Annotated in this window: 24 protein-coding genes; 9 read left to right on the top strand and 15 right to left on the bottom strand. The window is 71.9% G+C overall.

Going from position 1 to position 26367, the window contains the following annotated elements; genetic code table 11:
* Positions 1–34 precede the first annotated feature (34 nt).
* The 3 genes from QOZ89_RS07130 to QOZ89_RS07120 are packed head-to-tail and all read right to left on the bottom strand — an operon-like array spanning position 35 to position 2498.
* Positions 35–880, bottom strand: a complete 846-nt coding sequence (locus QOZ89_RS07130) for a TauD/TfdA dioxygenase family protein (RefSeq protein WP_071047654.1) — start codon at positions 878–880, stop codon at positions 35–37.
* Positions 877–1212: a hypothetical protein gene (locus QOZ89_RS07125; protein ID WP_071047655.1), complete on the bottom strand. Its 336-nt coding sequence runs from the start codon at positions 1210–1212 to the stop codon at positions 877–879. Before QOZ89_RS07125 ends, QOZ89_RS07130 begins: the two co-directional genes overlap by 4 nt.
* A complete protein-coding gene (locus tag QOZ89_RS07120; RefSeq protein WP_071047656.1) occupies positions 1209–2498 on the bottom strand; it encodes an aromatic ring-hydroxylating oxygenase subunit alpha in 1290 nt (429 codons plus the stop codon). Before QOZ89_RS07120 ends, QOZ89_RS07125 begins: the two co-directional genes overlap by 4 nt.
* A gap of 241 nt (positions 2499–2739) precedes the next feature.
* Between QOZ89_RS07120 and QOZ89_RS07115 the strand changes: the two genes are divergently transcribed.
* Complete coding sequence (locus QOZ89_RS07115) at positions 2740–4212, top strand: aldehyde dehydrogenase (RefSeq protein ID WP_312623339.1); 1473 nt, start codon at positions 2740–2742, stop codon at positions 4210–4212.
* A gap of 13 nt (positions 4213–4225) precedes the next feature.
* Here QOZ89_RS07115 and QOZ89_RS07110 read toward each other — a convergent pair whose 3' ends face one another.
* From QOZ89_RS07110 to QOZ89_RS07085, 6 genes are all read right to left on the bottom strand, one after another.
* Positions 4226–5371: an RNA polymerase sigma factor gene (locus QOZ89_RS07110; RefSeq protein WP_071047657.1), complete on the bottom strand. Its 1146-nt coding sequence runs from the start codon at positions 5369–5371 to the stop codon at positions 4226–4228.
* A 15-nt stretch (positions 5372–5386) separates the two neighbouring features.
* Complete coding sequence (locus QOZ89_RS07105) at positions 5387–5809, bottom strand: YciI family protein (protein ID WP_071047675.1); 423 nt, start codon at positions 5807–5809, stop codon at positions 5387–5389.
* A 227-nt stretch (positions 5810–6036) separates the two neighbouring features.
* Positions 6037–7017 (bottom strand): NAD(P)-dependent alcohol dehydrogenase, encoded by a 981-nt coding sequence (locus QOZ89_RS07100; RefSeq protein WP_071047658.1) that lies wholly within the window; start codon positions 7015–7017, stop codon positions 6037–6039.
* Positions 7014–7232 carry a helix-turn-helix transcriptional regulator gene (locus QOZ89_RS07095; RefSeq protein WP_241841581.1) on the bottom strand — a complete coding sequence of 73 codons (219 nt, stop codon included), beginning with the start codon at positions 7230–7232 and terminating at the stop codon, positions 7014–7016. The genes QOZ89_RS07100 and QOZ89_RS07095 overlap by 4 nt, the downstream gene beginning before the upstream one ends.
* A gap of 11 nt (positions 7233–7243) precedes the next feature.
* Positions 7244–7672 carry a hypothetical protein gene (locus QOZ89_RS07090; protein ID WP_071047676.1) on the bottom strand — a complete coding sequence of 143 codons (429 nt, stop codon included), beginning with the start codon at positions 7670–7672 and terminating at the stop codon, positions 7244–7246.
* A gap of 222 nt (positions 7673–7894) precedes the next feature.
* On the bottom strand, positions 7895–9148 hold the full coding sequence (locus tag QOZ89_RS07085) for a PucR family transcriptional regulator (protein ID WP_312623338.1): 1254 nt from the start codon (positions 9146–9148) through the stop codon (positions 7895–7897).
* Between the two features lie 236 nt (positions 9149–9384).
* Between QOZ89_RS07085 and QOZ89_RS07080 the strand changes: the two genes are divergently transcribed.
* Both QOZ89_RS07080 and QOZ89_RS07075 read left to right on the top strand, forming a co-directional pair.
* On the top strand, positions 9385–10356 hold the full coding sequence (locus QOZ89_RS07080; RefSeq protein WP_071047661.1) for an alpha/beta hydrolase: 972 nt from the start codon (positions 9385–9387) through the stop codon (positions 10354–10356).
* 30 nt (positions 10357–10386) lie between these two features.
* Positions 10387–11685 carry an ABC transporter substrate-binding protein gene (locus QOZ89_RS07075; protein ID WP_083418310.1) on the top strand — a complete coding sequence of 433 codons (1299 nt, stop codon included), beginning with the start codon at positions 10387–10389 and terminating at the stop codon, positions 11683–11685.
* Positions 11686–11728: 43 nt separating this feature from the next.
* Here the strand turns inward: QOZ89_RS07075 and QOZ89_RS07070 are convergent, their stop codons facing one another.
* On the bottom strand, positions 11729–12628 hold the full coding sequence (locus QOZ89_RS07070) for an SDR family oxidoreductase (RefSeq protein WP_071047662.1): 900 nt from the start codon (positions 12626–12628) through the stop codon (positions 11729–11731).
* 53 nt (positions 12629–12681) lie between these two features.
* Between QOZ89_RS07070 and QOZ89_RS07065 the strand changes: the two genes are divergently transcribed.
* A complete protein-coding gene (locus QOZ89_RS07065) occupies positions 12682–13284 on the top strand; it encodes a TetR family transcriptional regulator (RefSeq protein WP_198543141.1) in 603 nt (200 codons plus the stop codon).
* Between the two features lie 109 nt (positions 13285–13393).
* Here the strand turns inward: QOZ89_RS07065 and QOZ89_RS07060 are convergent, their stop codons facing one another.
* The gene (locus tag QOZ89_RS07060) at positions 13394–14302 is read right to left on the bottom strand and encodes an oxygenase MpaB family protein (RefSeq protein WP_071047664.1); all 909 of its coding nucleotides are present in this window, start codon (positions 14300–14302) and stop codon (positions 13394–13396) included.
* 509 nt (positions 14303–14811) lie between these two features.
* On the opposite strand from QOZ89_RS07060, the gene QOZ89_RS07055 reads away from it, so the two are divergent.
* Both QOZ89_RS07055 and QOZ89_RS07050 read left to right on the top strand, forming a co-directional pair.
* Complete coding sequence (locus QOZ89_RS07055; protein ID WP_071047665.1) at positions 14812–17526, top strand: alpha/beta fold hydrolase; 2715 nt, start codon at positions 14812–14814, stop codon at positions 17524–17526.
* Positions 17523–18476: an ABC transporter permease gene (locus QOZ89_RS07050; RefSeq protein ID WP_083418311.1), complete on the top strand. Its 954-nt coding sequence runs from the start codon at positions 17523–17525 to the stop codon at positions 18474–18476. Before QOZ89_RS07055 ends, QOZ89_RS07050 begins: the two co-directional genes overlap by 4 nt.
* Here QOZ89_RS07050 and QOZ89_RS07045 read toward each other — a convergent pair.
* Positions 18469–19071, bottom strand: coding sequence for a M50 family metallopeptidase (locus QOZ89_RS07045; RefSeq protein ID WP_071047679.1), 603 nt, complete (start codon positions 19069–19071; stop codon positions 18469–18471). The two genes, QOZ89_RS07050 and QOZ89_RS07045, sit on opposite strands and share 8 nt — an antisense overlap.
* Before the next feature lie 505 nt (positions 19072–19576).
* Between QOZ89_RS07045 and QOZ89_RS07040 the strand changes: the two genes are divergently transcribed.
* Entirely contained in the window at positions 19577–19978 is a 402-nt protein-coding gene (locus QOZ89_RS07040; protein ID WP_241841582.1) for a BlaI/MecI/CopY family transcriptional regulator, read from the top strand.
* 49 nt (positions 19979–20027) lie between these two features.
* On the opposite strand, the gene QOZ89_RS07035 is transcribed toward QOZ89_RS07040, so the two are convergent.
* Positions 20028–20996 carry a M48 family metalloprotease gene (locus QOZ89_RS07035; RefSeq protein ID WP_071047666.1) on the bottom strand — a complete coding sequence of 323 codons (969 nt, stop codon included), beginning with the start codon at positions 20994–20996 and terminating at the stop codon, positions 20028–20030.
* 444 nt (positions 20997–21440) lie between these two features.
* Between QOZ89_RS07035 and QOZ89_RS07030 the strand changes: the two genes are divergently transcribed.
* Together QOZ89_RS07030 and QOZ89_RS07025 are read left to right on the top strand one after the other, a co-directional pair.
* Positions 21441–22658, top strand: a complete 1218-nt coding sequence (locus QOZ89_RS07030) for a cytochrome P450 (RefSeq protein WP_312623337.1) — start codon at positions 21441–21443, stop codon at positions 22656–22658.
* A gap of 177 nt (positions 22659–22835) precedes the next feature.
* Positions 22836–23921 carry a TIGR03857 family LLM class F420-dependent oxidoreductase gene (locus QOZ89_RS07025; protein WP_071047668.1) on the top strand — a complete coding sequence of 362 codons (1086 nt, stop codon included), beginning with the start codon at positions 22836–22838 and terminating at the stop codon, positions 23919–23921.
* Between the two features lie 110 nt (positions 23922–24031).
* On the opposite strand, the gene QOZ89_RS07020 is transcribed toward QOZ89_RS07025, so the two are convergent.
* Both QOZ89_RS07020 and QOZ89_RS07015 read right to left on the bottom strand, forming a co-directional pair.
* Positions 24032–24985, bottom strand: a complete 954-nt coding sequence (locus tag QOZ89_RS07020; protein WP_071047669.1) for a DUF7064 domain-containing protein — start codon at positions 24983–24985, stop codon at positions 24032–24034.
* On the bottom strand, positions 24978–26264 hold the full coding sequence (locus tag QOZ89_RS07015; protein ID WP_312623335.1) for a phosphotransferase family protein: 1287 nt from the start codon (positions 26262–26264) through the stop codon (positions 24978–24980). The genes QOZ89_RS07020 and QOZ89_RS07015 overlap by 8 nt, the downstream gene beginning before the upstream one ends.
* Positions 26265–26367: the final 103 nt, after the last annotated feature.

Here is a 26367-nt window from a genome sequence, read left to right as displayed (position 1 = left end):
CCGGCCGCTGGCTGGCCGAAGCTGGCCACCGCGGTCACTGGATCGGCTCGTCCCCGAAGACGGTCGTGCGGAGCATCTCGCGCGGCGAGGCCGCGTCGTACGGCGCCGCCCGGTGCACGACGCCGGTGTTGTCCCAGATGACGGTGTCCCCCACCGACCATTCGTGGCGGTAGGTGAGCCCGGACGCGGTCGTGTGGTCGAGCAGTTTTCCCAGCAACGCCCGTCCCTCGCCGAGATCCATTCCGACGATGTGGCTGGCGTGGGCGCCGATGACCAGCGACCTACGGCCGGTGCGATGCGTCCAGACCAGGGGGTGCGTCGAGGTCGGCCGGGCGCGCCACCGCTCGAGCTGTTCCGGGGTCGGGTCCAGGTAGACCGTGCGCTGGGACGCCTCGAAGGTGTGCACCACCCGCAGCGACGCGAACCGTTCCTTCTCCCCGTCGGACAGCGCGTCGTAGCCGGCGTAGGTGCTGGCGAACTCCGTCTCCCCGCCGTTCGCCGCCACCTGCTTGGCGCTGAGAATGGTCGCCTTCTGCGGCGGCTCGCCGTGCAGCGGGGTGCACCCGTCCATATGCCAGGCGAAGGTGCCCTTGAGGTAGGCCGCCGAGGAGTTCTTCGACTGGTCCAGGGTGACCCGATAGATACCCGCGACCGGGTGGTGTCCCTGCTCGAAGTCAATCTCACCGAGCCGGCGGCAGAACGCGACCTGGTCGTCCGGGTCGAGATGCAGGCCACGGAGGACCAGCACGCCATAGTGCTCCAGTGCCTCGAGGATCGCCCCCGCGCCAGTGTCGTCCTGGGCAAGCCGCTCGGCGTCGACGCCGCTCACCTCGGCGCCGACGGTGGCGGCGAGTGGCTCGCAGGTGATGGTCGTCGTCACGGCGCGGGCTCCAGGTAGCGGTCGAAGTAGGCGGTGCCGGCATCGATGACCCTGGGCTGGTGCCAGACCTCGACCGGCAGCGAGACCATGACGAACGAGTACACGAGGTGCAGCAGGTTCTCCGCCCGCTCGGGCAGCTCGTCCAGCCGGAACTGGTCGAGATACGCCATGGCGTCTCGTACCCGTGGGAACGCGGCGTCGTAGAACGCCTGCATGTCCGCCATCGTGCTGTTCAGCCGCGCGGTGTACCTGGCCGGCTCGCCGGGGATGCACCACCTGGCGGCAAAGGGCTCGAGGTCGGCGAACTCCTCCGGGAGTAACGAGTCACTCATGCCCGGACCCCCCTTCCGTCTCGAAGGTAGGACTGCACCCAGTCGCCGGTGACCTTGTGCAGATGACGAACGGCGATCTCCTGGTCGGACAGCGGGTATTTGTCGATGACCCTGGATTCCAGGCCCATCTGGGTGCCGTCGAGCGTGCCGGCGTCCTGGAGGCCGGCCTCCTTGGAAATGACGGCGGTGACCTCGTGACGGATCCGCTCGCTGGCGGTCCGCGACCGCGGGAAGTAGTACGACATCTCCCACGCGTGCGTGTTGTGGGACGTCGGCCAGTAGTGGTAGGTCAGATACCAGCCGCGCTCGTAGACCAGGATCACGAAGTTGGGGAAGATCTGGAAGTTCGAGATCGACCAGGGGTCCAGCCCGCCGGGGTTGAGCCCCGCCGGCAGGTTGGCCGGGTCGAGCTCGGGAATGTCCGGGCGCTGCCAGGGGCCCATGAGGCCGGCCTCGGTGAGGGGCTCGATCGGGTACATCTGGTCGTGCGGCAGCATGTGCCGCGGCACGCCCTTCCAGCCGCCGGTGCTGACCATCCGGTGTGGCCCGTCAATCTGGTAATGCGGCGCCTTGAAGCCGGACTCGAAGCTGCGCAGGCTCGGTACCTGCTGCTGCGAATGCAGGATCGACGCGTGGTAGTACTCCTGGAAAGCGTCCAGGTAGATCTTCCAGTTGCTGTTGAGATCGGCCTTGAACGCGTACCGCTCGGACACCAGATCGAACGGGTAGCCCTCCAGGCCGCGCACCATCGGCCCGAGGAACTCCAGGAGGGTCTGGCTGGGCTCGTCGCTCAGGTTGACGAAGACGAAGCCTTCCCAGACCTCGCAGTGCACCGACACGAGCGGGAAGTCGGCCTTGTCGAAGTCGAAGAACTCCTCCTGCTGGAGGACGAAGTTCAGCTGGCCATCCAGCCCGTACCGCCAGCCGTGGTACTTGCACATGAACTGACGGCAGACGCCGCTGGTCTCCTCCTTCGGCGTCCTTTCCCACAGAAGTTTGTTCCCCCGGTGGCGGCACACGTTGTGGAAGGCGCGGACCCGGCCGTCCAGGTCGCGCGCGACGATGACGGATGTCTTCGCGACCGCGAGATCCTTCGTGAAGAAGCTCCCCTTGCGGGGCAGCTGCTCGACCCGGCCGACGTTCAGCCACGCCCGCCGGAAGACCGCCTCGCGCTCCAGCTCGTAGAACTCGGGCGAGATCGAGTCCTCGTACGACACGAGGCCGGTACCCAGCCCCGGGTAGCGGTCCGTCCAGCTGGCCTCCGCCGACTTGGTGGCACGTGCCATGGCCCAGTCCTCCGTCGAGGTCGCTCGAGATCACCGATCGAGGGCTTTCTACGACTGACTAACGCTCTCCAAGTGACTAACATAGGCTCGCCGCGAGCCGCAAGACCCCCAGACCGAGCGGCGGGCATGCGGCCATGACCCGGCGCGGCGGCACCGCGGACGGGACGGCTGGTGCCCGGAGGTGGCCGGAGACGGCCGGCGGCGCGGTCGCGATCAGCGGAGATCGGCACAGGGAGTGATCATGCACGAGCAGGAACAGCTGTTCATCGGCGGCGAATGGGTCACCCCGAGCACCGGGGCACGCATCAAGGTGATCTCCCCACACAGCGAGAAGCCGGTCGGAAGCGTCGCCGCGGCCGGCACCGCGGACGTCGACCGTGCCGTCGCCACCGCGCGCCAGGCCTTCGACGAAGGGCCGTGGCCACGCACCGACCCCGCCGAACGCGTCAAGGCAATCCGCCGGCTCGCCACGCTCTACAGCGCCCGGCGCGACGAACTGGCCCAGATCATCACCGCCCAGCTCGGCGCCCCGATCTCCTTCGCCAGACGCGCCCAGGTCGGCCTGCCAGGCTCAATGATCGGCGCGTTCGCCGACATCGCCGCCGCCTACCCCTGGCAGGAGAACCGCCCGGGTGTCTACGGGCAGGACATCGTCCTTCGCCGAGAGCCCGTCGGTGTCGTCGCCGCGATCGTCCCGTGGAACATGCCGCAGTTCCTGACCGTGACCAAACTGATTCCCGCCCTGCTCGCCGGCTGCGCGGTCGTCCTCAAGCCGGCACCCGAGTCACCCCTCGACGCACTGTTCCTCGCCGACCTGTTCACCCAGGCCGGCCTGCCACCCGGCGTCGTCAGCGTCCTGCCCGCCGAGCGCGACGTCAGCGCCCACCTCGTCGGCCACCCCGGCATCGACAAGGTCTCCTTCACCGGCTCGACCGCCGCCGGCCGGCAGGTCGCCACCGCCTGCGCCGCCAACCTCACCAAGGTCAGCCTCGAACTCGGCGGAAAGTCAGCCGCCATCGCCCTGGACGACGCCGACCCAGCCACCGTCGCGAAAGCCGTCCGCTTCTCCGGCATGGGCATGGCCGGCCAGATCTGCAACGCCCTCACCCGCGTACTCGCACCCGCGGGCCGCCTCGACGACTACACGGACGCGCTCACCGCGGAACTCTCGACCATCAGAATCGGAGACCCATCCGACCCGGACACCCAGATGGGCCCGCTGGTAACCAGGCGCCAGCAGGAACGGGTACGCGGCTACATCGACACCGGCCTGCGCGAGGGCGCCCGACTCGCCACCGGAGGCAGCGCCCCGCCCACCGGCCTCGACACCGGCTGGTACGTCCAACCCACCGTCTTCAGCGACGTCACCCCCGCGATGACCATCGCCCGCGAGGAAATCTTCGGCCCGGTGATCGTCGTCCTCCCCTACCGCGACGAGGACGAGGCGATCCGGATCGCCAACGACACCGAATACGGCCTCGCCGGCTCCGTCTTCACAGCCGACACCGCCCACGGCCTCCACATCGCCGGCCGAGTACGGACCGGAACCTTCGGTGTGAACCAGGGGTACTCCATGGACCCGGCGGCACCCTTCGGCGGGGTGAAGGCCAGCGGCTACGGCCGCGAACTCGGCCGCGAAGGCCTCGAAAGCTACCTCGACACCAAATCAATCTCCATCGCCCAATCTCCATCGCCACCGGATAGCGCCGGATAGCAGGCGCGACCCGTCAGCGACGTCGGCGGGCGTTGAGCCGGGCGGCCTGGCGTGTCAGGTGGTCGCGTTCGGCGAGGTTGGGCGCCTTTCGGGCCGCCTCGGCGTACAGCCCCGCCGCCGTCGCCAGGTCGCCGTCGCGCTCGTGGAGATACGCCGCGACGGCGGCGCGGCGCGGCAGGGAGTCGTCCAGCGCGGCGAGCGCCGCCAGCCCGGCACGCGGTCCGTCGGCCTCGCCGACGGCGACCGCGCGGTTGAGCCGGACGACCGGGCTGTCGGTCAGGCGCGCGAGCTCGTCGTACCACTCGACGATCTGCACCCAGTCGGTCTCCTCGGCGGTGGGCGCGTCGGCGTGCAGCGCCGCGATGGCGGCCTGGGCCTGGAACTCGCCGAGGCGGTCGAGGGCGAGGGCCGCCTGCAGGATCTCGACGCCCTCGGCGATCGACGCGGTGTCCCACCGGCCGCGGTCCTGCTCGGCGAGCGGCACCAGGCTGCCGTCGGGCGCGGTCCTGGTGGCCCGCCGGGCGTGGTGGAGCAGCATGAGCGCGAGCAGCCCGGCCACCTCGGGGTGGTCGATCGCCGCCGCGAGCCGCCGGGTGAGCCGGATGGACTCGGCGGCGAGATCGACGTCGCCGGAGTAGCCCTCGTTGAAGACCAGGTAGAGGACGCGCAGCACGGTGGCGACGTCGCCGGGCTGGTCGAACCGCACGCCGGAGACGGTGCGCTTGGCACGGCTGATGCGCTGCGCCATGGTCGCCTCGGGCACCAGGTAGGCCTGCGCGATCTGGCGGGTGGTCAGCCCGCCGACGGCGCGCAGCGTAAGCGCGACCGCCGACGACGGCGTCAGCGACGGGTGGGCGCACAGGAAGTAGAGCTGCAGCGTGTCGTCCACCGCGGGCGCGGGCCCGGGCGCCGGCTCCTCGTCGACGAGGTCCTCACGCCGGCGGCGGGCGGCGTCCGCCCTGGTCGCGTCGAGGAACTTGCGCCAGGCCACGGTGATCAGCCAGCCCTTCGGGTCCCGCGGCGAGTCGGCCGGCCAGACGCGGACCGCCTCGACCAGCGCGTCCTGCACGGCGTCCTCGGCCGCCGCGAAGTCTGCTCCGCGGCGGACGAGGATCCCGAGCACGCTCGGTGTGAGGCTCCGCAGCAGGGCCTCATTCACCCGAGAAGTCACTCTTCACCCATGGCCATGGCACTCGGTGATGGTGGGCGCCGAGCCCAGGAACGGACGCACCTCAAGCCACTCGTGGATCGGCTTCCCGCCAGCCCCGGGGGCGGCCGACAGCTCCCCGGCCAGCTCGATGGCACGCTCATAGCTGTCGACGTCGATCACCATCCAACCGGCGATGAGATCCTTGGTCTCGGCGAACGGCCCGTCAGTGACCGGCGGACGCCCCTCACCGTCGTACCGGACGAACATCCCCTCGGGCGCGAGCGCCTGACCGTCGACGAACTCGCCGGTCCCCTCGAGCCGGGCCGCGAAGTCGTTCATGTACCCCACGTGCGCCGAGATCTCCTCCGGCGTCCACCGGTCCATGGGCACATCGTTGACCGCCGCCGGAGCGCCGCGGTAGTGCTTGAGCAGCAAGTACTTGGCCATCGTGTTCTCCTCGGTCCTGGAGCGACCCATACTGGTCACGTTCACCGCCGGGACGGAGCCAGCCACAAGTTCTCGACATCGCCGCCCGAACTTTTTTCTCCCGTACATGAGAAAGGGTGAGCCGCCTCGCCGCCCTCGGGGTCCACGGCCCGCCGCGAGGTCCCGCACGACGCCCCGTGTCCATGCCCCGTGCCCGTGCCTCGGCCTCGGCACGCGGCTGGCAGTGCCTATGCGACGGTGACGACGAGCTTCCCGGCGGGGTGCCCGTCGGTGAGATGGCGGAGGGCGTCCGACGCCTCGGCCAAGGGGTAGACGCGGTCGACGACCGGGGTGACGGCGCCGGACTCGATGAGCCGGGTCAGCTCCGTGAGGTCGGTGGCGCGTTCGGTCGCGGTGACGTTGCGCAGCCGCTGGCCCACGAACATCGACAGCAGCGGCGCGCGCAGCATCTGCCGGCTGACGCCGCCAAGCAGCCGGCCCTGGCGGTAGCTGCCGCCGACGATCGCCAACGTCCCGTGGGGCGTGAGGGCGCGCCGCAGCAGCGACAGTGGGCGGTCCCCCGCGGTGTCGATGACCACGTCGTACACCGGGCCGTCGCGGTCGATCTCCTCGCGGGTGTGGTCGATGACGTCGTCGGCGCCGATGGACCGTGCCAGCTCCGCCCGTCCCGGGCCGCACACGGCCGTCACCGCCGCGCCGTACGCCTTGGCGAGCTGCACCGCGTACGACCCGACGCCGCCCGTCGCGCCGATCACCATCACCCGCTGCCCCGCCTGGACGGCGCAGCGGTCGCGCACGGTCTGCAACGCGGTCTGCGCCGAGATGGGAACGGCCGCGGCCTGGTCGAACGTCACGTTCGCGGGCTTGCGGGCCATCCGGTCCGCCCGCGCCGCCGTGTACTCGGCGTACGTCCCGCGTGGGGTCGTCCCGTACACCTCGTCCCCGGGCTGGAACCCGGTCACGCCGTCGCCGGTGGCCGCGACCACCCCCGCGAAGGCGCGGCCCCGCACCGAGACCTTGGGCCTGCGCAGCCCGGCCGCCAGCCGCACGGCATACGGCCGGCCAGCCATGAAGATCCAGACACCCGGGTCGACCCCGGCGGCCCGCACCTGGACGAGCACCTCCGCATCGCCGATCGTCGGCCTGTCGACCTCCCGCGGCATGAGCACGTCGGGCGGGCCGTACCCGTCCTGAGCAATCGCCTTCATCGCTGCTTCTCCTCCTCCGGATCCGGGTACTGGAACACGTCGTCGAGCCGGACACCGAACACCTGGGCGATCTGGAACGCCGTCTCAAGGGACGGCGAGTACCGGCCCTGCTCGATGGCAATGACCGTCTGCCGGGTCACTCCGAGGCGCTCCGCGAGCTCGGCCTGCGTCATCTCGCCGTTGGCGAAGCGCAGCCCGCGGATGCGGTTCGTCACGCGGGTCGGCTTCACCACCGCGGGACGCCCCCGCCGTAGAGGACGACCCTGGTGACGCCGCCGAGGATCGCCGACAGCACGAAGCACAGGTAGATCACGTTGGCGATCCAGAAGGTGTCCCATTCGGCCATCGCCATGAGCATCGCGGCGACCGCGCCGATGACCACGAACGACTGGGCGACGTGCTCGCCGAGCCGGCCGATCTCACGGTCACGTTCGTCGACCACCCGGGACGCCCTTGGGTTCGTCACGCCGATCGCGATCTCCACCACGATCGACGCGGCGATGGCCGCGCCGACACTCCACAGCAGCGCCGCGACGTACGGCGCGCCAGACAGCGGACGTCCGTCGGTCCGCGCCGCGACGACGACCACGTAGGCGGCGTACGCGACGACGGAGACGACGAGTCTGATCCACGCCCTCTTCTGCTCGTGTGTCATGCCCGACCCCTCGATGTCCAGAATCTTTGACATCCCGAAGGTAGAGCATCTTTGACTTGATGTCTAGAAAACTTTACATCCAGCTCGGCGATCATCCAGCCCGGCTGTCCGGCGGAGCCCGGAGCCATCCCCCGACAACATCGCCCGCGGCGCACCAGACCCCGCCCACGATGGGATCGCCACGGCGGCAAGCGCCGGGCCGGCCCTTCCTGGCGCCGGCCGCTACGGCGCGGTCGCGAGGCGGCGGGCCAGCAGGGCGAGGCGGGCGCGGAACCGTCCCTCGGGCTCGTCGAGACGCCAGCCGAGGATGTCCTCCAGATGCGCCACCCTGGCGGCGACGGAGCTGTGGTGCAGGTACAGGACGGCGGCCGCCTGTCGTAGCGAGGTCGCCCGGCAGTACGCCTCGAGGACGGCGATGTCGCCAGCCCCGGCCGGCGCCTGGGCGAGCGTGTCGAGGGCGCGGACGTCCGGGTCGGAGCGCAGCCGGTCGACGGGGACGTCGGCTAGCAGCGCGACCGAGCCGAGTTCCGCGTAGTCGACGACCAGTGCGTCGGCCGATCCGGGGGCCGCGAACCGCAGCGCGAGGCGCGCCTGGCGCCAGGAGAGCCGGGCGTCGAGCCCGTCGACCGGGCCGCCGATGCCCACCCGCGGCTGCGCGGCGGCGTCCCAGTGACCGGTGGAGGTCGAGCGGTCGAAGCCACCGCCCCCCTGCCTCCCGCCGGGAGAGGTCTCGTCCCGCTCCTCGTCCGGCAGGACCTCCGCGCCTGTCCGGCTGGACGGGCGCTCGGCGAGCGCGAGGCGCAGGTCGCTGGCAGGGCTCGCCGCCGCGGACCGGTCCTGGAGCAGCACCGCCGCCATCCGGCCCAGAACCGCGACGCGGACGGTGCGCCGCCCGAGCCGGCCGCGGGCCATCAGGGCGACCGCCTGCACTCCGACGTCCATCCCCGCCGGTGGGGAGATCGCCACCGCCCGCACCGCGACGTCAGGCAGCAGCCCGAGCAGGCGCAGCGCCCGAGCCCGGTCCTCGGCCGACTCCCGGTCGGAGAGCACCAGCTCCACCAGGGCCGGGTCGGCGATGTGCAGCGACGGACGGGCCCTCGTGCCGATGGCCCGCGCGGCGATCGCCATCCGCTCCAGGACGATCTCGTCCAGCGGGCGAGGCGGGCCGGGCCGCTCCAGCCACACCCGGCCGCCGTCGTCGCCGAGGCTCATCCAACCGGAGACATGCCCGGGCACCGTGGACCCGTCCGTCGCGGGCTGTGGGGGCGGCGCGGAAGTACCGTCCTGGCGGTACCGCACCTGGCCGGTGTCCGGGGTCTCCAGCCCGGCGCCGCACTCGGCCAGCGCCGCGGTGGCGCGGACCAGGGAGGCGGCGTCGGCACGGGCGGCCACCAGGGCATCGAAGTACGCGATGACCCGGACCGCGCTCTCGGCGTCCGCGTCGAGCGCGGACAGCTGCAGCAGCAGGCCCTTCACCGCCGGCCACCGCCGCTCGTCCAGGCAGCCGTTCGCACACCGGGAGGTTACGGCCTCCCTCGGCGACGCCGCCACACCCCAACGATGGCAACCCGTCACCAGCCATATCCGCGCCCGTCGCCAGGTGGCGGGTGCTGGCGCGCGAACGTCCGACGACTGGCGGATGACCGGGACCCGCGGGTTGGGCAGAGTGCTGCCAGCCACCGTTGAGGGATATCCGCTGAGGGAGATCCGCGATGACCTACCGATTCGACCCCGAGCTGGCAGCTGTCATCCCGATGCTGCCGACGCCTGACTTCACCGACCTGGCCTCGTTCCGTGCCCTGCTCGACGAGTTCAGGAACGGCATGCGGTCCGACACCACCGGGGTCGACGTGCGGGACCTGCGCGTTCCCGGGCCGCCGGGCGCACCCGAGGTCCCCGTCCGGGTCTACCGGCCGGCGCGCCCGGGCTCCGGAACGCTTGCCGGCCTCACCGCCGGCGTGCTCAACATCCACGGCGGCGGGTTCGTGATCGGTGACATCAGCATCGACGACGGGTCCTGCCTGGACCTGGTCCGCGCGCTGGGCGTGGTCGTCGTCTCGGTCGAATACCGGCTGGCCCCGGAACATCCGTTCCCGGCCCCGCTGGAGGACTGCTATGCCGCCCTGGAATGGCTGGCGAAGAACACGGCCGACCTCGGCGTCGACCCGACCCGGATCGCGGTCCGCGGGATCAGCGCCGGCGCGGGCCTCGCGGCCGGGCTCGCGCTGCTGACCCGCGACCTCGGCGGCCCCCCGCTGTGTTTCCAGTTCCTCGGCGTTCCCGAGATCGACGACCGGCTCGACACCCCGAGCATGCGCCGGTTCGTCGACACCCCCATGTGGAACCGGCCCAACGCGGTCATCAGCTGGAACTCCTATCTCGGCGAGGGCGTCCCGGGCACGCCCGGCGTCTCGCCCTACGCCGCGCCGGCCCGGGCAACCGACCTGACTGGCCTGCCACCCGCCTACATCTCGGTGATGGAGTTCGACCCGCTGCGCGACGAGGGCATCGCCTACGCCCAGGCGCTGCTCGCCGCCGAGGTGCCGGTCGAGCTCCACCTGTACCCCGGCACGTTCCACGGCTCGGGAATCGCGGCGCAGGCCATCGTCAGCCAGCGGGAAAACAAGGAGGCGACGGCTGTCCTGGCCGCCGCGCTCGGACTGTCCCCCACATCCGCCGACTGATTTCTGCCCCCGGCAAAGAGGAGCGTGGACATGCGGAGAAGAGTGGTCTCGCCCGTACGACGGACGAGCGCCTCACCGGGACGACGACCGTTGGGCGCGCTGTTATCCGCGTCGCTGGCCCTGGTGGTGTTCGGGGCGGCCTGCGGGTCGGACGACGACACCCCCGCGCCCGCGAACACCACGGCGAACGCCGACGTGCTCGGGCCCGTGAAGGCCGCGAGCGGCGAGCCCGTGAAGATCGGCGTCATCTCGGACGGCGCGACCCCCGCCTTCGATGCCTCCTCTCAGCTCGACGTCGCCGACGCCACCGCCGCCTACCTCAACGAACGGCATTCCGGCTTCGGCGGCCGCCCGATCAAAATCGTGAAGTGCGAGACGCAGGCGGACCCGTCGAAGGCCGCCGACTGCGCGAACCAACTGGTCGCAGGTGACGTCGTCGCCGTCGCCGTCGCCGAGTCTGGGGTGGTCGACGACGTCTGGAAGCCCCTGGCTGCCGCGAACATACCCACGATGCTCTACGGCGCCGGCAGCACCGACGTGCTCGCCGACAGCGAGTCGTCGTTCACCCTCGGCGACCCGACCTACGCGGTGCTCCAGATGCCGATCAGCCTCGCGAAGAAGCTGGGGGTGAAGAAGGTGACGTCGGTGGTGATCGACGTGCCCGCCGCGCTGCACACCGCCCAGGACATCGCGCCGGCGGCGTTCACCAAGGCGGGCCTCGAATACCAGCTCGTCACGGTGCCGCCGGGCACCGCGGACATGACGCCCCAGATGCAGAACGCCATCGACGGCAAGCCCGGCCTCGTGTTCGTCATCGGCAACGACACCTTCTGCATCAGCGCGTTCAACGGACTGAAGGCCGTGGGCTACGACGGCACGATCAGTGCGATCTCGCAGTGCATCACCGACGCCACCCGCAAGGCCGTGCCCGCCGACGTGCTCAACGGAATGGTCGTCTCCGCCACCGTCCCCAACGGCGGCACCGACCCCTCCACCGTGCTCTACGACGCCGTGCTCAAGACCTACAGCCACGGCATCACCGGCACCGACGCGGTCATCGGCCGGAGCATGTTCATGACGCTCGCCGGCCTGGCCACCGCCGTCGAGGGCATCAAGGGCGACATCACTCCGGCGACCGTCAACGCGACCATCCAGGCGATGCCGGAGAAGGAACTGCCCGGCTCGGGCGGCCAGAAGTTCCGCTGCAACGGGAAGGCCGACCCGGCGAACCCGGCGGTCTGCGTACGGGGCGGCCTGTCGACGGCCCTCGACGACAAGGGCCAGCCCTCCAGGTTCGACGTGCTGGGTTCCACCCCCATCGGAGACTGACGGAATCCAGGATCGCCGCCCGGCTTCCTTCGGCAAGGAGCGTTTACTCCGGCAACGCGTAGGCGCCGGCCGCGATGTCCTCCAACAGGGTCGGGCCGGTCGGCGTCCAGCCGAGCAGTTCCCGGGTATGGGCGTTGGACGCGATGGCGTCCATGCCGAAGAAGCGCCCGATCCAGCCGAAGTGGGCCTCCGCGTCCGCCGGCGAGACCGACGCCGTCGGCAGGCCCAGGTAGTCCCCGATGGCGGCGGCGATGTCGCGGGAGGGGATGCCACCCTCGGCCACCGCGTGCACCCGCGAACCCGCCGGTGCCTTCTCCAGCGCGAGGCGGACCAGCCGCGCGGCGTCGGAGCGGTGCACGGCCGCCCAGCAGGTCGCGCCGTCGCCGATGTAGCCGGCCACCCCGGCCTCCTTCGCGATCTTCGTCAGGACCGCGGTGAAGCCGTGGTCCGCCATGCCGTGCACGGTCGGGGAGAAACGCAGGGCCACCGGGCGGACCCCTCGGTCGGCGAACCCCAGGGCGAGGTTCTCGCTGCCGCCGCGCATCGAGTCGGCGCCGTGGAACGGCGAGGCGTCGTCCTCGGTCAGCGGCCGCCCGGCGACGCCCGACGCCAGCCCGGAGGCGACCAGGAACGGCCGGTCGCTGCCCTTGAGCGTGTCGAGCATGCGCTGGACGGCGGCGTGCTCAGTGCGCCCGGCGCCGGCGTAGTCGGAGAAGTCGTGCTTGAAGGCGAGGTGGATGACGCCGTCGGCGGCCTCGGCGCCTGAGGCCAGGCTGTCAAGGTCGTCCAGGCTGCCGCGGTGGGCGGTGGCACCCTTGGCCGCCAGGGCGGCGGCCGACTCGCCGGAGCGGGCGAGGCCCACGACCTGGTGGCCGCCCACGAGGAGCTCGTCGGTGACGGCCGAGCCGATCCAGCCGGAGGCGCCGGTGACGAAGACGCGCATGGTGGGTTTCCTTCCACGGGTATGTCAGTTACTGACATCAACCGTAGCATGACATGTCAGCGCCTGTCATCACTACACTCCCTGATATGGGGCGCTGGCTGCCGGACGCACAGGGGCGGATGATCCGCGCCGCGGTGGAGCTTTTCGTCGAGCGCGGCTTCGAGCAGACCACCGCCGGCGACATCGCCGAGCGCGCCGGCGTCACCGAGCGCACCTTCTTCCGGCACTTCGCCGACAAGCGCGAGGTCCTCTTCGACGGTTCGAAGACCATGGAGCGGACGGCGTATGACGCGATCCTGGCCGCGCCGGCCGACCTGTCGCCGCTCGACGCGGCGCTCGCCGGGGTGGTCGCGGGCGGCAGCCTGCTGGAGGGCCGCCGCGACCACGCCATCCGCCGGTCCAAGATCATCGCAGCCAACCCGAGCCTGCAGGAGCGCGAACTGCTCAAGCTCGCGGCCATGGCCGACACGGCCGCCGAGGCGCTGCGCACCCGCGGAGTCGCCGAGCCCGCCGCCAGCCTCGCCGCCCACAGCGCGGTGACGGTCTTCCAGGTCGGGTTCGCGCACTGGCTTTCCGCCGAGGTCCCCGCCGAAGAGCCACAGGACGTCGCCACCTGCATCGCGCAGGCCGCCGCGGCGCTGCGCGCCCTGACCTGACGGAGCTCCCTGGCCTGACGGGCGCCGCCACCTCTGGGCCACGAGTACGGGACGTCAACGTCCAGGTGACCCGTGTGGGTCCGTCCGGGGCACCCAGGAACGGACGCCGTCAGGGCGCCGGCCGGTGAACCTCCTCGGAACGCGCGGCCGGGCTCGTCGCCCAGCGGACGCCGGCCACCACACCCCAGCCGGCCAGCCGGCCGACGGTCGCCTCGACGACCGGCAGGTAGGGCAGCCGAAGCGGCCACCGCGTCCACGCGGGCATCAGACCGACCGCGGCCACTCCCAGCGCGCTGTATGGCGCCCGGGCCGGGAGGGGGAGCGGCGCGCCGACCAGCAGGTACCGCGCGGCCTGGCGCGCCTGCGGCGTGCCGGCGAGCTCCGCGCGGTAGCCCGCCAGTTGGTCGGACAGTTCCGCCACGGTGCGCGGCGGGCCGTCGATGCCGAGTTTCTCCGCCACCAGACCGGTGTCCAGGACGTACTCGTCCCGCTCGGCCGCGGTCAGCGCAGCCGCGCCGTAGCGCTGATAGGCCGCGAGAAAGCTGTCCACCTCCGCGAGGTGCACCCAGCGCAGCAGATGCGGGTCGGAGGCCGCGTACGGCCGGCCGTCGGGCGCCGTCCCGCGGACGCGGCGATGCACGCCCCGCACCCGGGCGATCGCCCGCTCCGCCTCGTCAGCCGGCCCGAACGTCGTCGCCGACAGGAAGTAGCTGGTCCGCTGCAGGCGGCCCCAGGGGTCGGCGCGGAAGTCCGAGTGCGCGGCCACCCCGGCCATCGCCAGCGGATGCAGCGACTGCAGCAGAAGCGCGCGCAGGCCGCCGACGAACATCGCCGAGTCGCCGTGCACCCGCCGGATCGGGCGGTCCTCGGCGAACCATCGCTCGCCTGCGGCCTCAAAGATCCGCTCGCGCCGCTGTGGGCCATCCGGCCCGGCGACCCGCGCGAAGACCTCGCCGCCGACCCACGAGCGGATCTCGCCCGCATCGACGGACAGCCTGGGCACCCTGGGCAGCACCATCACCCCATCATGCGCGCCGTCCCGTCGACCGGACCGGCCAGAACTGTCAGCATGAAGACCGGCACACAAGCGGCCGGACCGTCCAGACAGGTGAGCGGGCGCCGCCGCGGTGGCCCAGCGGCCGGCGTCACGTCGTGGGGGCAGGCGAGTAGGCCGAAGCCGCCAGGTATGGCCTGCCGAGACCGCCGAGCTGGTCTGGTGCCACTGTGAGTATGTAGTCGGGCCTACCTCGGGGTGATGCGGGATTCACCGGTGCCGTTACGGTCGACGTGGCCAGCTCGTTCCGGACGACCAGATGCTCGACGTCTGACCATCGTTCGCGGCGGAAGGAGTGACATCCCGGTGGCACCTGTGAGCTCGACCGGTGTGCGCGACGGTCACGGTCGCGACGGACGGCGAGTGGGCCGGCGACCGCCTGGCCGCCGCGCGCGACGCCTCTCGCCGGCGGTTCGCCCGGCGCGGCGTCCCATCGAGGTGGCCCACCTGGTCCGTCGGCCGAACCAGCCGCGGTGAAGGCTCCTTTCAAGGGTCGACTCAGAGCCCGGCTCAAGGGCCGGCGCCGTCTTGTCGTCGTCGCCGGAGTGGCGGTCCTGGCAGTCACTGGCGCCCTGGTGGCTGTGGTGGTGCCCAGCTCCGACGCCTCGATCCGGACCCAGTCCCGGTTCGTCGCCGGCACCGCGGAGAACGGCTCGGCGGTCATGCTGGATACCACCAGCTACCGGCCGCGCGCCACGCCGGCGCCGGCGATCCTGCTCGCCCAGGGGTTCGGCGGCTCCAAGGATGACCTCGCCGACGCGGCTCGTTCCCTGGCAAAGCGCGGGTACTTCGTCCTCGCCTACACGGCGAGGGGCTTCGGTCGATCCGGCGGACTGGTCCACCTGGACGCTCCGGAGTACGAGGTGGCGGACGCGAGCAAGCTGATCACCTACCTGGCCACGCTGCCCCAGGTGCGCAAGGACGCGCCCGGCGACCCGCGCGTGGGCGTCGCCGGCTCGTCCTACGGCGGCGCGCTCGGGCTGCTCGCGGCCGGCAATGACAAGCGGATCGACGCGGTCGCGGCCGACATCACCTGGAACGACCTGTCGCAGGCGCTGTTTCCGAATGCCGTCGCCACCGGCCAGGCGGCCCCCGCCGCCGGCCAGCCAGCCGCCGCCGATCGGCCGGGCGTCTTCAAGAAGCAGTGGGCCGGCGTGCTGTTCACCTCCGCCGCGGACCAGCGGCCCGGCGAGTGTGGGCGGTTCGCGCCGAACCTGTGCGCCGCCTACCAGCGGGCGGCCACCACCGGACAGGCGGACGCGACGATCGTGTCGCTGCTGCGGGCGTCCAGCCCGGCCAGCGTGCTCGACCGGATCAGGGCGCCGACAGTGCTCATCCAGGGCGAGCGGGACTCGTTGTTCTCCCTCGGCCAGGCGGACGCGAATGCCCGTGGCATCGCCGCCCACGGCACCCCGGTGAAGGAGATCTGGCGAAGCGGCGGCCACGACGGGACGACGTCCGCCGACGTCCTGGCCCGGCACGTCGACGACTGGTTCGCGCCGGTACTGCTCGGACGCGGGCAGCTCGACACCTCGTTCGAGGTGGCCGTGCCCGGCAGCAGCATCTCCGCCCAGACCGGGCAGACCATCGCGCGGATTCTCCGCGCGGACGACGACGCGACGAGCCGGCGGACTGACCGCGTGACCGTCGCGGGCCCGCCCCAGACCATCTACGCGCCGGCCGGCGGCAGCCCGGCCGCCATCACCACCATCCCGGGCCTGGGCGGCCTGCTGGCCAACGCGACCGCGCTTTCGAGGTCGACGGGGGCGACCTCAGGGTCGGGGTCCGGATCCGGGTCGGGGTCCGGATCCGGGCCCGGGGCAGGGTCCGGATCTGGGCTGACGGGCCTGGCCACGATTCCCGGCCAGGTGGCGGCGTTCGTGTCCGAGCCGCTGCCCGCCGGGATGCTCGTGGGGGGATCGTCGACGATCGCCCTGCAGGTGACCGCGCGGGATGCCACGGACGCGACGCTGTTCGCGTCGCTGGTCGACGTGGCCCCGGACGGGGCTCCCGACCTCCCGAACGGCCTGGTGGCGCCGATCCAGCTCACCGGCCTGCGGCCCGGCGTCGCGCAGACCGTGACGGTGGCCCTGCCCGGCGTCGTGACCCAGATACCGGCCGGCCACCGCATCGTGGTGGCCATCGGTACCACCGACTCGGCCTACCAGCTGCCGGCCTCGCCCCGCAGCTACGTCATCGCGCTGGACAGCACGTCTCTGCGTGGCGACCTGGCCGTCGCCACGATCGACGGGCAGCTCGCGCGGTCTGGCCTGCCATGGATCTGGCTGGTGGCGGGCGTCGCGGCGATGGCGTTGCTCCTGCTCGGCACGCTGGTCTCGAGGCTCCGGCACCGGCGCCGACGAGCCGGGACGGCCGAGCTGACGTCTGTGCCGGTGGTCATCGAGGACCTGGTCAAGGAGTACAGCGACGGGTACCGCGCGGTGGACGGCGTGAGCTTCCGGGTGGAAAGCGGCCAGGTCGTCGGGCTGCTGGGGCCGAACGGGGCGGGAAAGACCACCGCGCTGCGCGTGCTCATGGGGCTGATCAGGCCGACGGCGGGCACCGTCCGCCTGTTCGGCGAGCTCGTGGAGGCGGGAGCACCGGTCCTCGCCAAGGTCGGGACGTTCATCGAGGGCCCGGGGCTGCTGCCGCACCTGTCGGGACGGGACAACCTGCGCCTGTACTGGGCGGCGACCGGCCGGCCGCCACGGGACGCGCATGTCGACACCGCGCTGGAGATCGCCGGGCTGGGAGCGTCGGTCGAGCGGCGGGTCAAGACGTACAGCCAGGGCATGCGCCAGCGCCTCGCGATCGCCCAGGCCATGCTCGGGCTGCCCGAGCTCCTGGTCCTGGATGAGCCGACCAACGGCCTGGACCCGCCGCAGATCGCGGAGATGCGGGAGGTCCTGCGCCGCTACGCCACGACGGGCCGCACGGTGGTGATCTCCAGCCATCTGCTCGCCGAGGTGGAACAGACCTGCACCCACGTCGTGGTCATGCACAAGGGGAGGCTCGTCGCGGCCGGGTCGGTGGAGGAGATCGTCGGCGCGAGCAGGACGCAGCTCGCGGTCGCGAATCCCGAGGAGGCGCAGCACATCCTGACCGCCGCCGGCATGACGTCGCAGATCATGCCAGCCCAACGCTCGTTGGAGGAAGTGTTCCTCAGGATGGTCGGCGCGGATCAATGACACTGCCACCCACGGACGCCCCCGACGGGCTGCGGCCGCCCCCCACCCAGCGCGGCGCGCACGACATGCTGATGGACATCGACGTGGCCGGGGCCCGCGACGGCGGCTTCCGGCCCAACCGCACACTGCCGACAGGGGTCGAGTTCGTCCGGCAGCTGCGCCGCCGGCGGACCCATCTGGTCGCCCTCATTCTCCTGCTGTTGCCGCTGGCCATCGCGCTCGCCTTCCAGGCGAGCTCGCCCGGTTCCTCCTCCGGGACGAACAACGGCAACTTCTCGGGGCCGCTGCTGGCGACTTTGGCCACGAAGGGCGCGATCAACTTCGCCCTGTTCACGGAGTTCGCCTCGGCGTCGTTCCTGCTGGTCGTGCTGGTCGCCCTCTTCTGCGGCGACACGGTGGCCAGCGAGGCGAGCTGGTCCTCGTTGCGCTACCTGCTCGCGATCCCGGTGCCCCGCGCCCGGCTGCTGCGGCAGAAACTGATCGTTGCCCTGTCGCTGAGCCTCGGCGCGAACGTCCTGCTGCCCGCCTGGGCGCTGGTGATCGGCGGCATGTTCTTCGGGTGGGCGCCGGCGCAGTCGCCCCTGGGTGGTTCCTTCACGACCGGGGAGGGGCTGACGAGGCTGCTGATCGTCGTCGGCTACGCCAGCCTGCAGTCGCTGCTGGTCGCGGCGCTCGCGTTCCTGTTCGGCGTGCTCACCGACGCCCCGCTCGGCGCGGTCGGTGGGGCCACCATGGTCGTGGTCCTGTCGAACATCCTCGACTCGATCACGGCCCTGGACCCGTACCGCAAGTTCCTGCCCACCCATTTCCAGTACGCCTGGCTCGACGCGGTCGGGCCCGGCATCCAATGGGACAACATGATGCGCGGGAGCGGCCTGGTCCTGGTCTATTCGGCGGTGTTCTTCGCCCTCGCCTGGTGGCACTTCCAGCGAAAGGACATCGTCAGCTAGCAGGCCCCGGAGCGGCGAGTGCCGCCGCGACCGCGTACGGCAGATGTCGCGGCCAGACCAGCAGGCCGCGTGCCAGCGAGCGGATCTGCGGGCGCAGCGGGGTCAGCATGTCCACGCAGTGCCGCCAGGCGGCGGCCTCGTCGGCGGCGAACCGGGTTCCCGCCAGGGCGGCCCGGAACCGTCGCGCGTCCCCGCCGTCGTCCCGCCACGACGCCAGCCATGCCCGCACCTCGGCGTCCGACGACGGCAGCGTCCACCCCCGCAGGCCCTCCGCGACCCGCCCGCCAGCCGCGATCACGAACTCGTCCGCGCCGCCACTGGTGATCGCATGAACCCGCCCGGAGCTACGCGCGCCGGCGCGGATCGACGCCGAACTGAACCGCGCCCGGGCGGCCAGCGCCGCCACCGCGTGGCCCGCCTCATGCCAGGCCGTGGCCACCGCCTCCGCCCGAGCAGGCGCGTAGGTCCCGGCGAACCCGCCCTCGTACCGCTGCCTGACCCAGACGTCATGAACGAGCGACTCGTCGTCGTAGCGCACGAGCCGCGCGAGTTCCGCCCGCACGGCCTCCAGGGTCCGCAGCTCCCCTGGTTTCACCCTCGCGACGATAGGCACGACGGCGACGGCCACTCCGCTCGGGTGACGTCGTTGGGTTCTCGCCGGGTGGACGAACGCTGGCCAGCGCCGGCGACGACGCGGCGGTCCGGCTGAACGCGATGTCGCCGGAGCGGCCGAGCCGTGCGGGCTGGACCAGTAGTCCAGCGGCCTGGGCGCCAGAACTCGGGTGCGCCGCGGGTCTGGTCGCGCTGAGCGTCGCGGACAGCCTTCCAACGGGTCACCTGGCCGTCCCCGGACGTGTCGCCGGAGGGGGCGGTTCACGACCGATAGCATGAGTGGGCGGCTGATCCGACTGGTGATGGCGGTCATTTCGTCGATCGCCAGCCGTGACCAGGGCGCGTCGGACGTGGCCGTTCGCTCGGGAGGATCGGACCTGAACGGCCGCGGTGTCGCGGCCGGTGGCGGCCGGTGGCGGACCCATCGTCCTCGAGCGGAGCGGTGCCGTCGTCGAGAGGTGTTCGGGCGCTGGTCAGGCGGAGGTGCCGTGGATCGCGAGAAGCGCCCGCCGGGCGACCTGGAACGCTCGATCATGCAGGCGTTGCAGGCGGCCGGTCGGCCGCTGACCCCTCGCGAGGTCATGACCCGCCTCGGGAGCGACCTTGCCTACACGACCGTCATGACCATCCTGTCCCGCCTGCACGCCAAAGGCCTGGTGGAGCGGGAGCGCGCGGGCAGGGCGTTCGCCTACCGGCCGGTCGCCGACGAGCCCGGGCTGGCGGCGCGGCGGATTCACCAGATCCTTGACGAGGGGCCGGACCGCGAGGTCGTGCTGAGCAGGTTCCTCGGATCGCTGTCGAAGCGTGACGAGCGCGTCATGCGGCGGATGCTCGAACAGCTCGACGCCCGGGCCCCGAAACGGGAGTCCCGACCACCGTCGGACCAGTAGCCCGCCCGGTCGTTCGCCCCGTCGCCGGCCCCACGCGCGCGCAGAGCCTTCACGCCCCGCCGCTGCCCGCGAGGGCGAGGAGCTCGTGGAGGTCGTAGGCGCACTCACCGGTCCAGGCGACGGTGAAGGCGGCGAGAAGCAGCGGCAGGGCGAGCAGCCATCCACGGGCCTTCGCCGGGCTCGTCATCGCGGCCATCCGGCGGGGAACGACGCTCGGCTGCGAGCTCATCGCCAGCGGCCCGACCCGGCGTCGCGACGTGCCGTCCGTGCCGAGGGCGGCGAGGGCGGCGTGCGCGATCGCCCGGGCCATGTCGTCCCGGTCACCGACCGACCGCGCCGCCGCCTCGTCGGCGGCCCGCTCCACCAGGTACTCGACCTTCTTGATCACCGGCCAGAGTATCGGCTGGAGCAGCCCGGCGAGCCGGGCCAGCCACACCAGCTGGTGGTGCCGGCCGGCCAGGTGCGCATGCTCGTGGGCGACGATGGCCCCGTACAGGTGACTGTCGACCGCCGCCCGCATCCCGGAGGTGACGACGACGCGTCCGTTCTGGCCGCGGCGGCCGGGCAGCGCGAAGGCGTCGACCCGCTCGTCCGGGACCACCACCACCTCGCCGTCGCCAGCCAGCCCGTCGAGCGTCGGTTCGTCCACCGTCAGTCCGTCCACCGTCGACCAGGCCGTGCTGAGGGCACGGCGGTAGCGGCGGTACCCGTCGGCGGCGGCGAGCGTCGCGAGCGAGGCCCACGCCAGCGCGACCGCCGAGACCCAGGCGACGTGCTCGGTGTCGGCCCGGACGATGGCGGAGGACCAGTTGCCGATGCTCGCCACCTGGCGGGTTTCCGCGAGCGCCTTGAACGCGAAGGCCAGCAGGTTCACAAAGCTCGCCGTCGCGACGACCACCGACGACCAGGCGATCACCCGCGCCGCGAGGTCCGGCCTGATGCGGTCGGCCAGCCACCACGTACCGATCAACGTCAGCAGCGGGGCGACCAGCACGGACACGACGAAATGATCAAACATGCGAGCCTCCCGACCACCTGCGCGGACGCCGCCTGGCTCGGTGACGGACGGCGCACCTCCGGCCCGGGGCTCGTTGCGCCCAATGGGAAGGTTAACCTTCCTTTCCACCAGAACCTACCCGACCCCGGCATCGACCGGCCGATTACCGACAGGTGGCAAGCCGTTGAATACCTATAGATGTTTTTGTAGGATCGCATGCACGTGCGCAACCGGGCTGCCGACGTGGGGAGGCATCGTGCCTGACTGGTCGGCTCCAGCGCTGCCGCCCTACAACAGCGCACGTCGCTACCGACTCGGCCAGTCGCGTCGCGGCTGGCCGACGTCACGGTGGCCGCCGGACCGCTCTCCCGAATACCCGGGCGAACAGTGTTCTAGGTATGGCGAACCATTCAATCCATCGGGATACCTGCGCACCGTAGGCGGCGGCGCCAAGAAGGGCTGAGCATGGAGCTGGACGAGGCGGGCGGCGTCTTCACCGACCCGAAGGCGTACGCGGACGAGAAGCGGTTCCATGCCGCCACGGCGTTACTGCGTCGCGAGTCTCCGGTGCACCGGGTCGACGACGGCAAGTATCCGCCCTTCTGGGCCGTCACCCGCTACGACGACGTCATGGAGATCTCACGCGACGCGGAGCTGTGGCACAACGCGCCGCGCACGACCGTGCACCAGAACCCGGCGGACCCGGCGCCGCCGGTGCGCACGCTCGTCCAGATGGACGCGCCGGACCACGTCCTCTACCGGCACATCAGCGCCGAGTGGTTCAAGCCCGCCGGCGTCCGCCGGTTGTCCGACCGGATCGCGCAGCTCGCGAAGCGCTACGTCGACCACCTGGCCGACCTCGGCGGCGAGTGTGACTTCTTCCGGGACGTGGCGGCGCACTATCCGCTCTACGTCATCCTGTCGCTGCTCGGGATGCCCGAGGACGACTTCCCGCGGATGCTCAAGCTCACCCAGGAGCTGTTCGGCGCCGACGACGCGGACCTGGCGAGGGACTCCAGCGACGACGCGGCCGCGCTGGCCCTGCTGGACTTCTTCCAGTACTTCCAGGGGCTGATCGCGAACCGCCGGGAGAACCCGACCGACGACCTGGCCTCCGTGATCGCCAACGCCACGATCCAGGAGGAGCTGATCGGGGAGCTGGAGGCGGTCGGCTACTACGTGCTCATCGCGACCGCCGGCCACGACACGACGAGCGCCGCCATCTCCGGCGGGATGCACGCCCTGCTGCAGAACCCGGAGCAGTGGCGGCGGCTGTCCGCGGACGCGTCGCTCGTGCCGACCGTGGTCGACGAGATGATCCGCTGGGTGTCGCCGGTGAAGCACTTCATGCGCACCGCAACGCGCGACACGGTCGTGCGCGGGGTGACGATCCCGGCCGGTGGCTCGGTCCTGCTCTCCTACCCGTCGGCCAACCGGGACGAGTCCGTCTTCGCCAACCCGGAGGTGTTCGACGTCGGCCGCACGCCGAACAAGCATGTCGGCTTCGGGTTCGGCGCCCACTACTGCCTCGGCACCCACCTGGCCCGCCTCGAGGGGCGGGCCCTCTACGCTGAGCTGGTGCCCCGGATCCGGTCCATCGAGCTGGCCGGCCCCGCCGAGTACGTGGAGACGCTCTTCGTGGGCGGTCCCAAGAGCGTTCCCATCCGGTACCAGATGGCCTGAGACGTCTCCCGTACCGCATGGCCTGAGACGCCTCCAGGCACGTCCGTCGGAGGACGGCCCCCGCGCGGGCCGTCTCCGCGGGCCGCTTGCGCGGGCCCCGCTCGGCTGATGGGATCCGTTGATGGGATCCATCTAGACTTTTTTGGTGCCGGTCTGACGTCCTCCTGGGAGTGAACCATGAACACCGCCACCGCCGCCGCCACCACGAACGGCGTGAGCGGCACCGGCCAGGTGCACGAGGAGCTCGGCTGCTACCTGCTGGCCGGGCAGGCGAAGTCGTCGCACGACATCCTCGTCGAGGCCGTCGAGGCCGAACGGCTGGGCCTCGGCACCGCCTACATCTCGGAGCGGTTCAACAAGAAGGAGGCCGCGGCGCTGTCCGGCGCGGCGGGCGCCGTCACCGAGCGCATCACGATCGCGACCGGGGCCACGAACCACAACACCCGCCACCCGATGGTGACCGCCGGCTACGCCCGCACCATGCAGAGCCTCACCGGCGGCCGCTTCGTCCTCGGCCTGGGCCGCGGGGTCCCCCTGCAGCAGGACACGTACGGTATCCCCCGGGTCACGACCGCGCAGCTCGAGGACTTCACCAACCTCATGCGCCGGCTTTTCCGCGGCGAGGTCATCATGGGCCACAACGGCCCGGCCGGCTCCTGGCCGGTGCTCCACCTGGACGGGACGCTCGACGAGCACCTGCCGATGGGCATCGTGGCGTTCGGGCCGAACACGCTCAAGCTGGGTGGGCGGTTGTTCGACCAGGTCGTGCTGCACACCTTCTTCACCGACGAGACCACGGCGCGCGCGGTGGCGACGGTGAAGCGCGCAGCCGAGGAGGCAGGGCGCGACCCCGGCTCGGTCAAGGTCTGGTCCTGTTTCGCGACCGTCGGCGAACATGTCCCGGAGGACCAGCGGCTCATGAAGCTCGTCGGCCGCCTGGGGACCTACCTGCAGGGGTACGGCGACCTGCTCGTACGCACCAACGGCTGGGACCCCGAGGTGCTCAGGCGGTTCCTGGCCGACCCGGTGATCGCCGGCGTGCGCGGCCTCGACGTGAGGGGCACCCCCGAGCAGCTGGCGCACGCCGCGACGCTGATCCCGCCGGAGTGGCTCGCGCCCGCGGCGACCGGCACCCCCGCGCAGTGCGTCGCCGCCGTCCGCAACCAGCTCGCCCTCGGCTGCGACGGCGTCATCATGCACGGCGCGACCCCCGCGGAGCTCACCCCGATCGTCGCCGAATACCAGAAGACGGCCCAGCCGTAGCCGGACGACGAATGGCGGGTGACGGACGGCGGGGTGACGGATGGCGGCCTCGGGCGACGCGGCGGCCTCGGCGGCCTCGGCGGCACAGCCGAGACGGCAATGACCAGAGGTCAGAGGATCCCGTAGCGGCTGGCTTCGAACCAGCCGCGGCACGGGCCTTCCCACCCGGGCACCCTGGCCCGCACGAGGATGCGCCAGTACGGCCACTGCTCCGGTTCCTGGCCGGTGTGGGCCATGTCGAAGCAGACGCTCGGCTCGATCGGTTCGAGCTCCACCTCGATCGGGGCGCCGTCGGCGTCCTCGAAGCGCAGTGTTCCGGGGGTGATGGTCCGCGCCTCGTCGTCGTACCCGACGGTCCCGCCGGCCCAACTGAGCCGGCGCGGCTCGGCGGAGCCGTCGCGTAGGTATCCGGAGCCGCGCCCGTGCCTGGGCGAGCCGACGAAGTAGAGCTGGCGGTCGCCGCCCTGCAGGTCGCCGATCGCGAACGGCAGGCGCCACTCGCGCGGCCCCCAGGACCGGTCCCGGTGCGCGCCGGCACGCACCGGGCGGGCGTCGCCACCGACGACGACGGTCCCGGATGCCCGGAGCGACTGCTCGAAGCGGTCCGCCGGATACGACGTGTCGGCGCTGGGCGCCGCGCCGACGCGCTCGCTCGTGGCCGCGCAGGTCAGGTCGATCGAGACGGGCACCTGGGCGCCCGTGTCGGCGCCGGACCGGGTGAGCAGGGTTCCGGCGAAGGTGAAGTGTGCGCCGGCCAGCGGCAGTTCCGGGCGCCAGCCGAACCGCAGGGCCCACCTGTCGTAGGAATGCCCGGCGGCGAGGTCGACATGGTCGAGCGCGAGCCGGGACTCCTCGACGCCATGCCAGGCGCCGTCGACGTGGACGAAGCACCACAGCATCGCCCGCCGCTGGTTCGGCAGGAGCCCGAGCCGGAAGAAGCCGGCCGGCCCGCCGTCCAGGTCGATCCAGGAGAAGTACCAGGACTCGTTCCACGACCACACGTGCGGGTCGGCCGGATGCAGGTTCTCGTCGTCGGCCGTGAACCTGGCGGGTGACTCAGGCATGGGTTGCCCTTTCCACGCACGCCTCCCAGCGCGCGACCATCGGGTTGGCCGACTCGATCCCCTGGTCCGCGAGACCCCACTGGATCATCGCCCGGGTGGCCGTCACGCAGAGGATCGTCACGCCGAAGGCCGTCCAGTAGGCGGGGTTGTCGACGGGCCGCCCGGTCGCGCGGCTCCACCGGTTCCAGGTCTCGGCCGCCGACGGAAGCCCGTCGAGCGGCTGTCGCGCGCCTGCCCTGTGCAGGCCGTCGAAGAAGATGCTGTAGGCGAGGTCGGCGGCCGGATTCCCGACGTAGGCGACCTCGAAGTCGACCAGCGCGCGTACCTCGCTCCCGTCGATGAGGCAGTTGGCAATGCGGGCGTCGCCCATGCAGACCGCCGGCGCGTCGTCGGCGCCCGGTGGGGCATTGTCCCGCAGCCAGTCCAGCGCGCTCAGCTGCCGCGGCACCGAGTGCGCCGGCGCGGCGTCCAGCAGCGCCGCCCGCCAGTAGTCGAGGACATCGACCGCGCCGCGCGGCCCGTGGCTCGCGTCGGGAACCCGCCGCGCGTCGACCGAGTGCAGAGCGGCGAGCGCGTCGTGGAAGGAGTCCCAGATCGCCCGCCGGGCTTCCGGGCCCATGCCTTGCAGCCAGGTGTCCTCATGCGGGCCCGCCAACGACGAGTCGGCCAGCCCGTGTCCCTCGACGTGCTCCATGACGAAGCACCGCCGGCCGGTGGCCTTCCCGGTGTCGACGGCGAGCACGTCCGGCACCGGCGCGCCCATCCCGCGGACGGCGGCGAGGATCCGCGCCTCACGGCAGGCATCCCGCTGGTACACGACGCTCGGCTGTTCAGGAGCCTTGAGAATCATCGGCCGGACGTCGCCGTCGATGACCGCGTCGACGCGCCACACCCCGCTGGAGTGGCCGCCGGGCAGCTTGCTGACGGCGGCCGACGACACAGCGGGGTGCAGGCTCTCGCGCAGCCACGTGGCGACCCGCCGCGCGTCGACGCCGATGGTGCCGGTCGGCGGGCCCGGGCCGCCGTCGGGTAAGCCGGGTTCGTCGTCCGGGGCCGGGCCGGTGCTCAGGACCGAGCCCGTTCGGTCGTCGCCTCGTGCCCGGCGGCGGCCGTGCCCGGAAGGTCGACGGGCGACCCGCCGCCGCCCGTGACCGCCGTCAACCAGTCCGGCGCCAACCGGTCCGGCGCCGGAGCGGCGGATCGCTCCGGATGTTCGCTGTCCATGCAGCCTCCCTCGCGCGGCGGCCCCGGCGCTGCCCGCAGAGACTAGGCCATACATCTACATGTCTTCAATACCCGCGCGGCATCTGTGTGCCTTCGACGCGCGGACGGGACCGCTGGGGCAGGGATTCAGCCGGGTGCCGTGAGTTCGGTGCGTACCG

The sequence above is a fragment of the Pseudofrankia coriaricola genome (assembly GCF_032027725.1).
GTDB lineage: Bacteria > Actinomycetota > Actinomycetes > Frankiales > Frankiaceae > Pseudofrankia.
The sequence above is the reverse complement of the archived record's forward strand: the minus strand, read 5'-3'. Positions and strand labels throughout refer to the sequence as shown.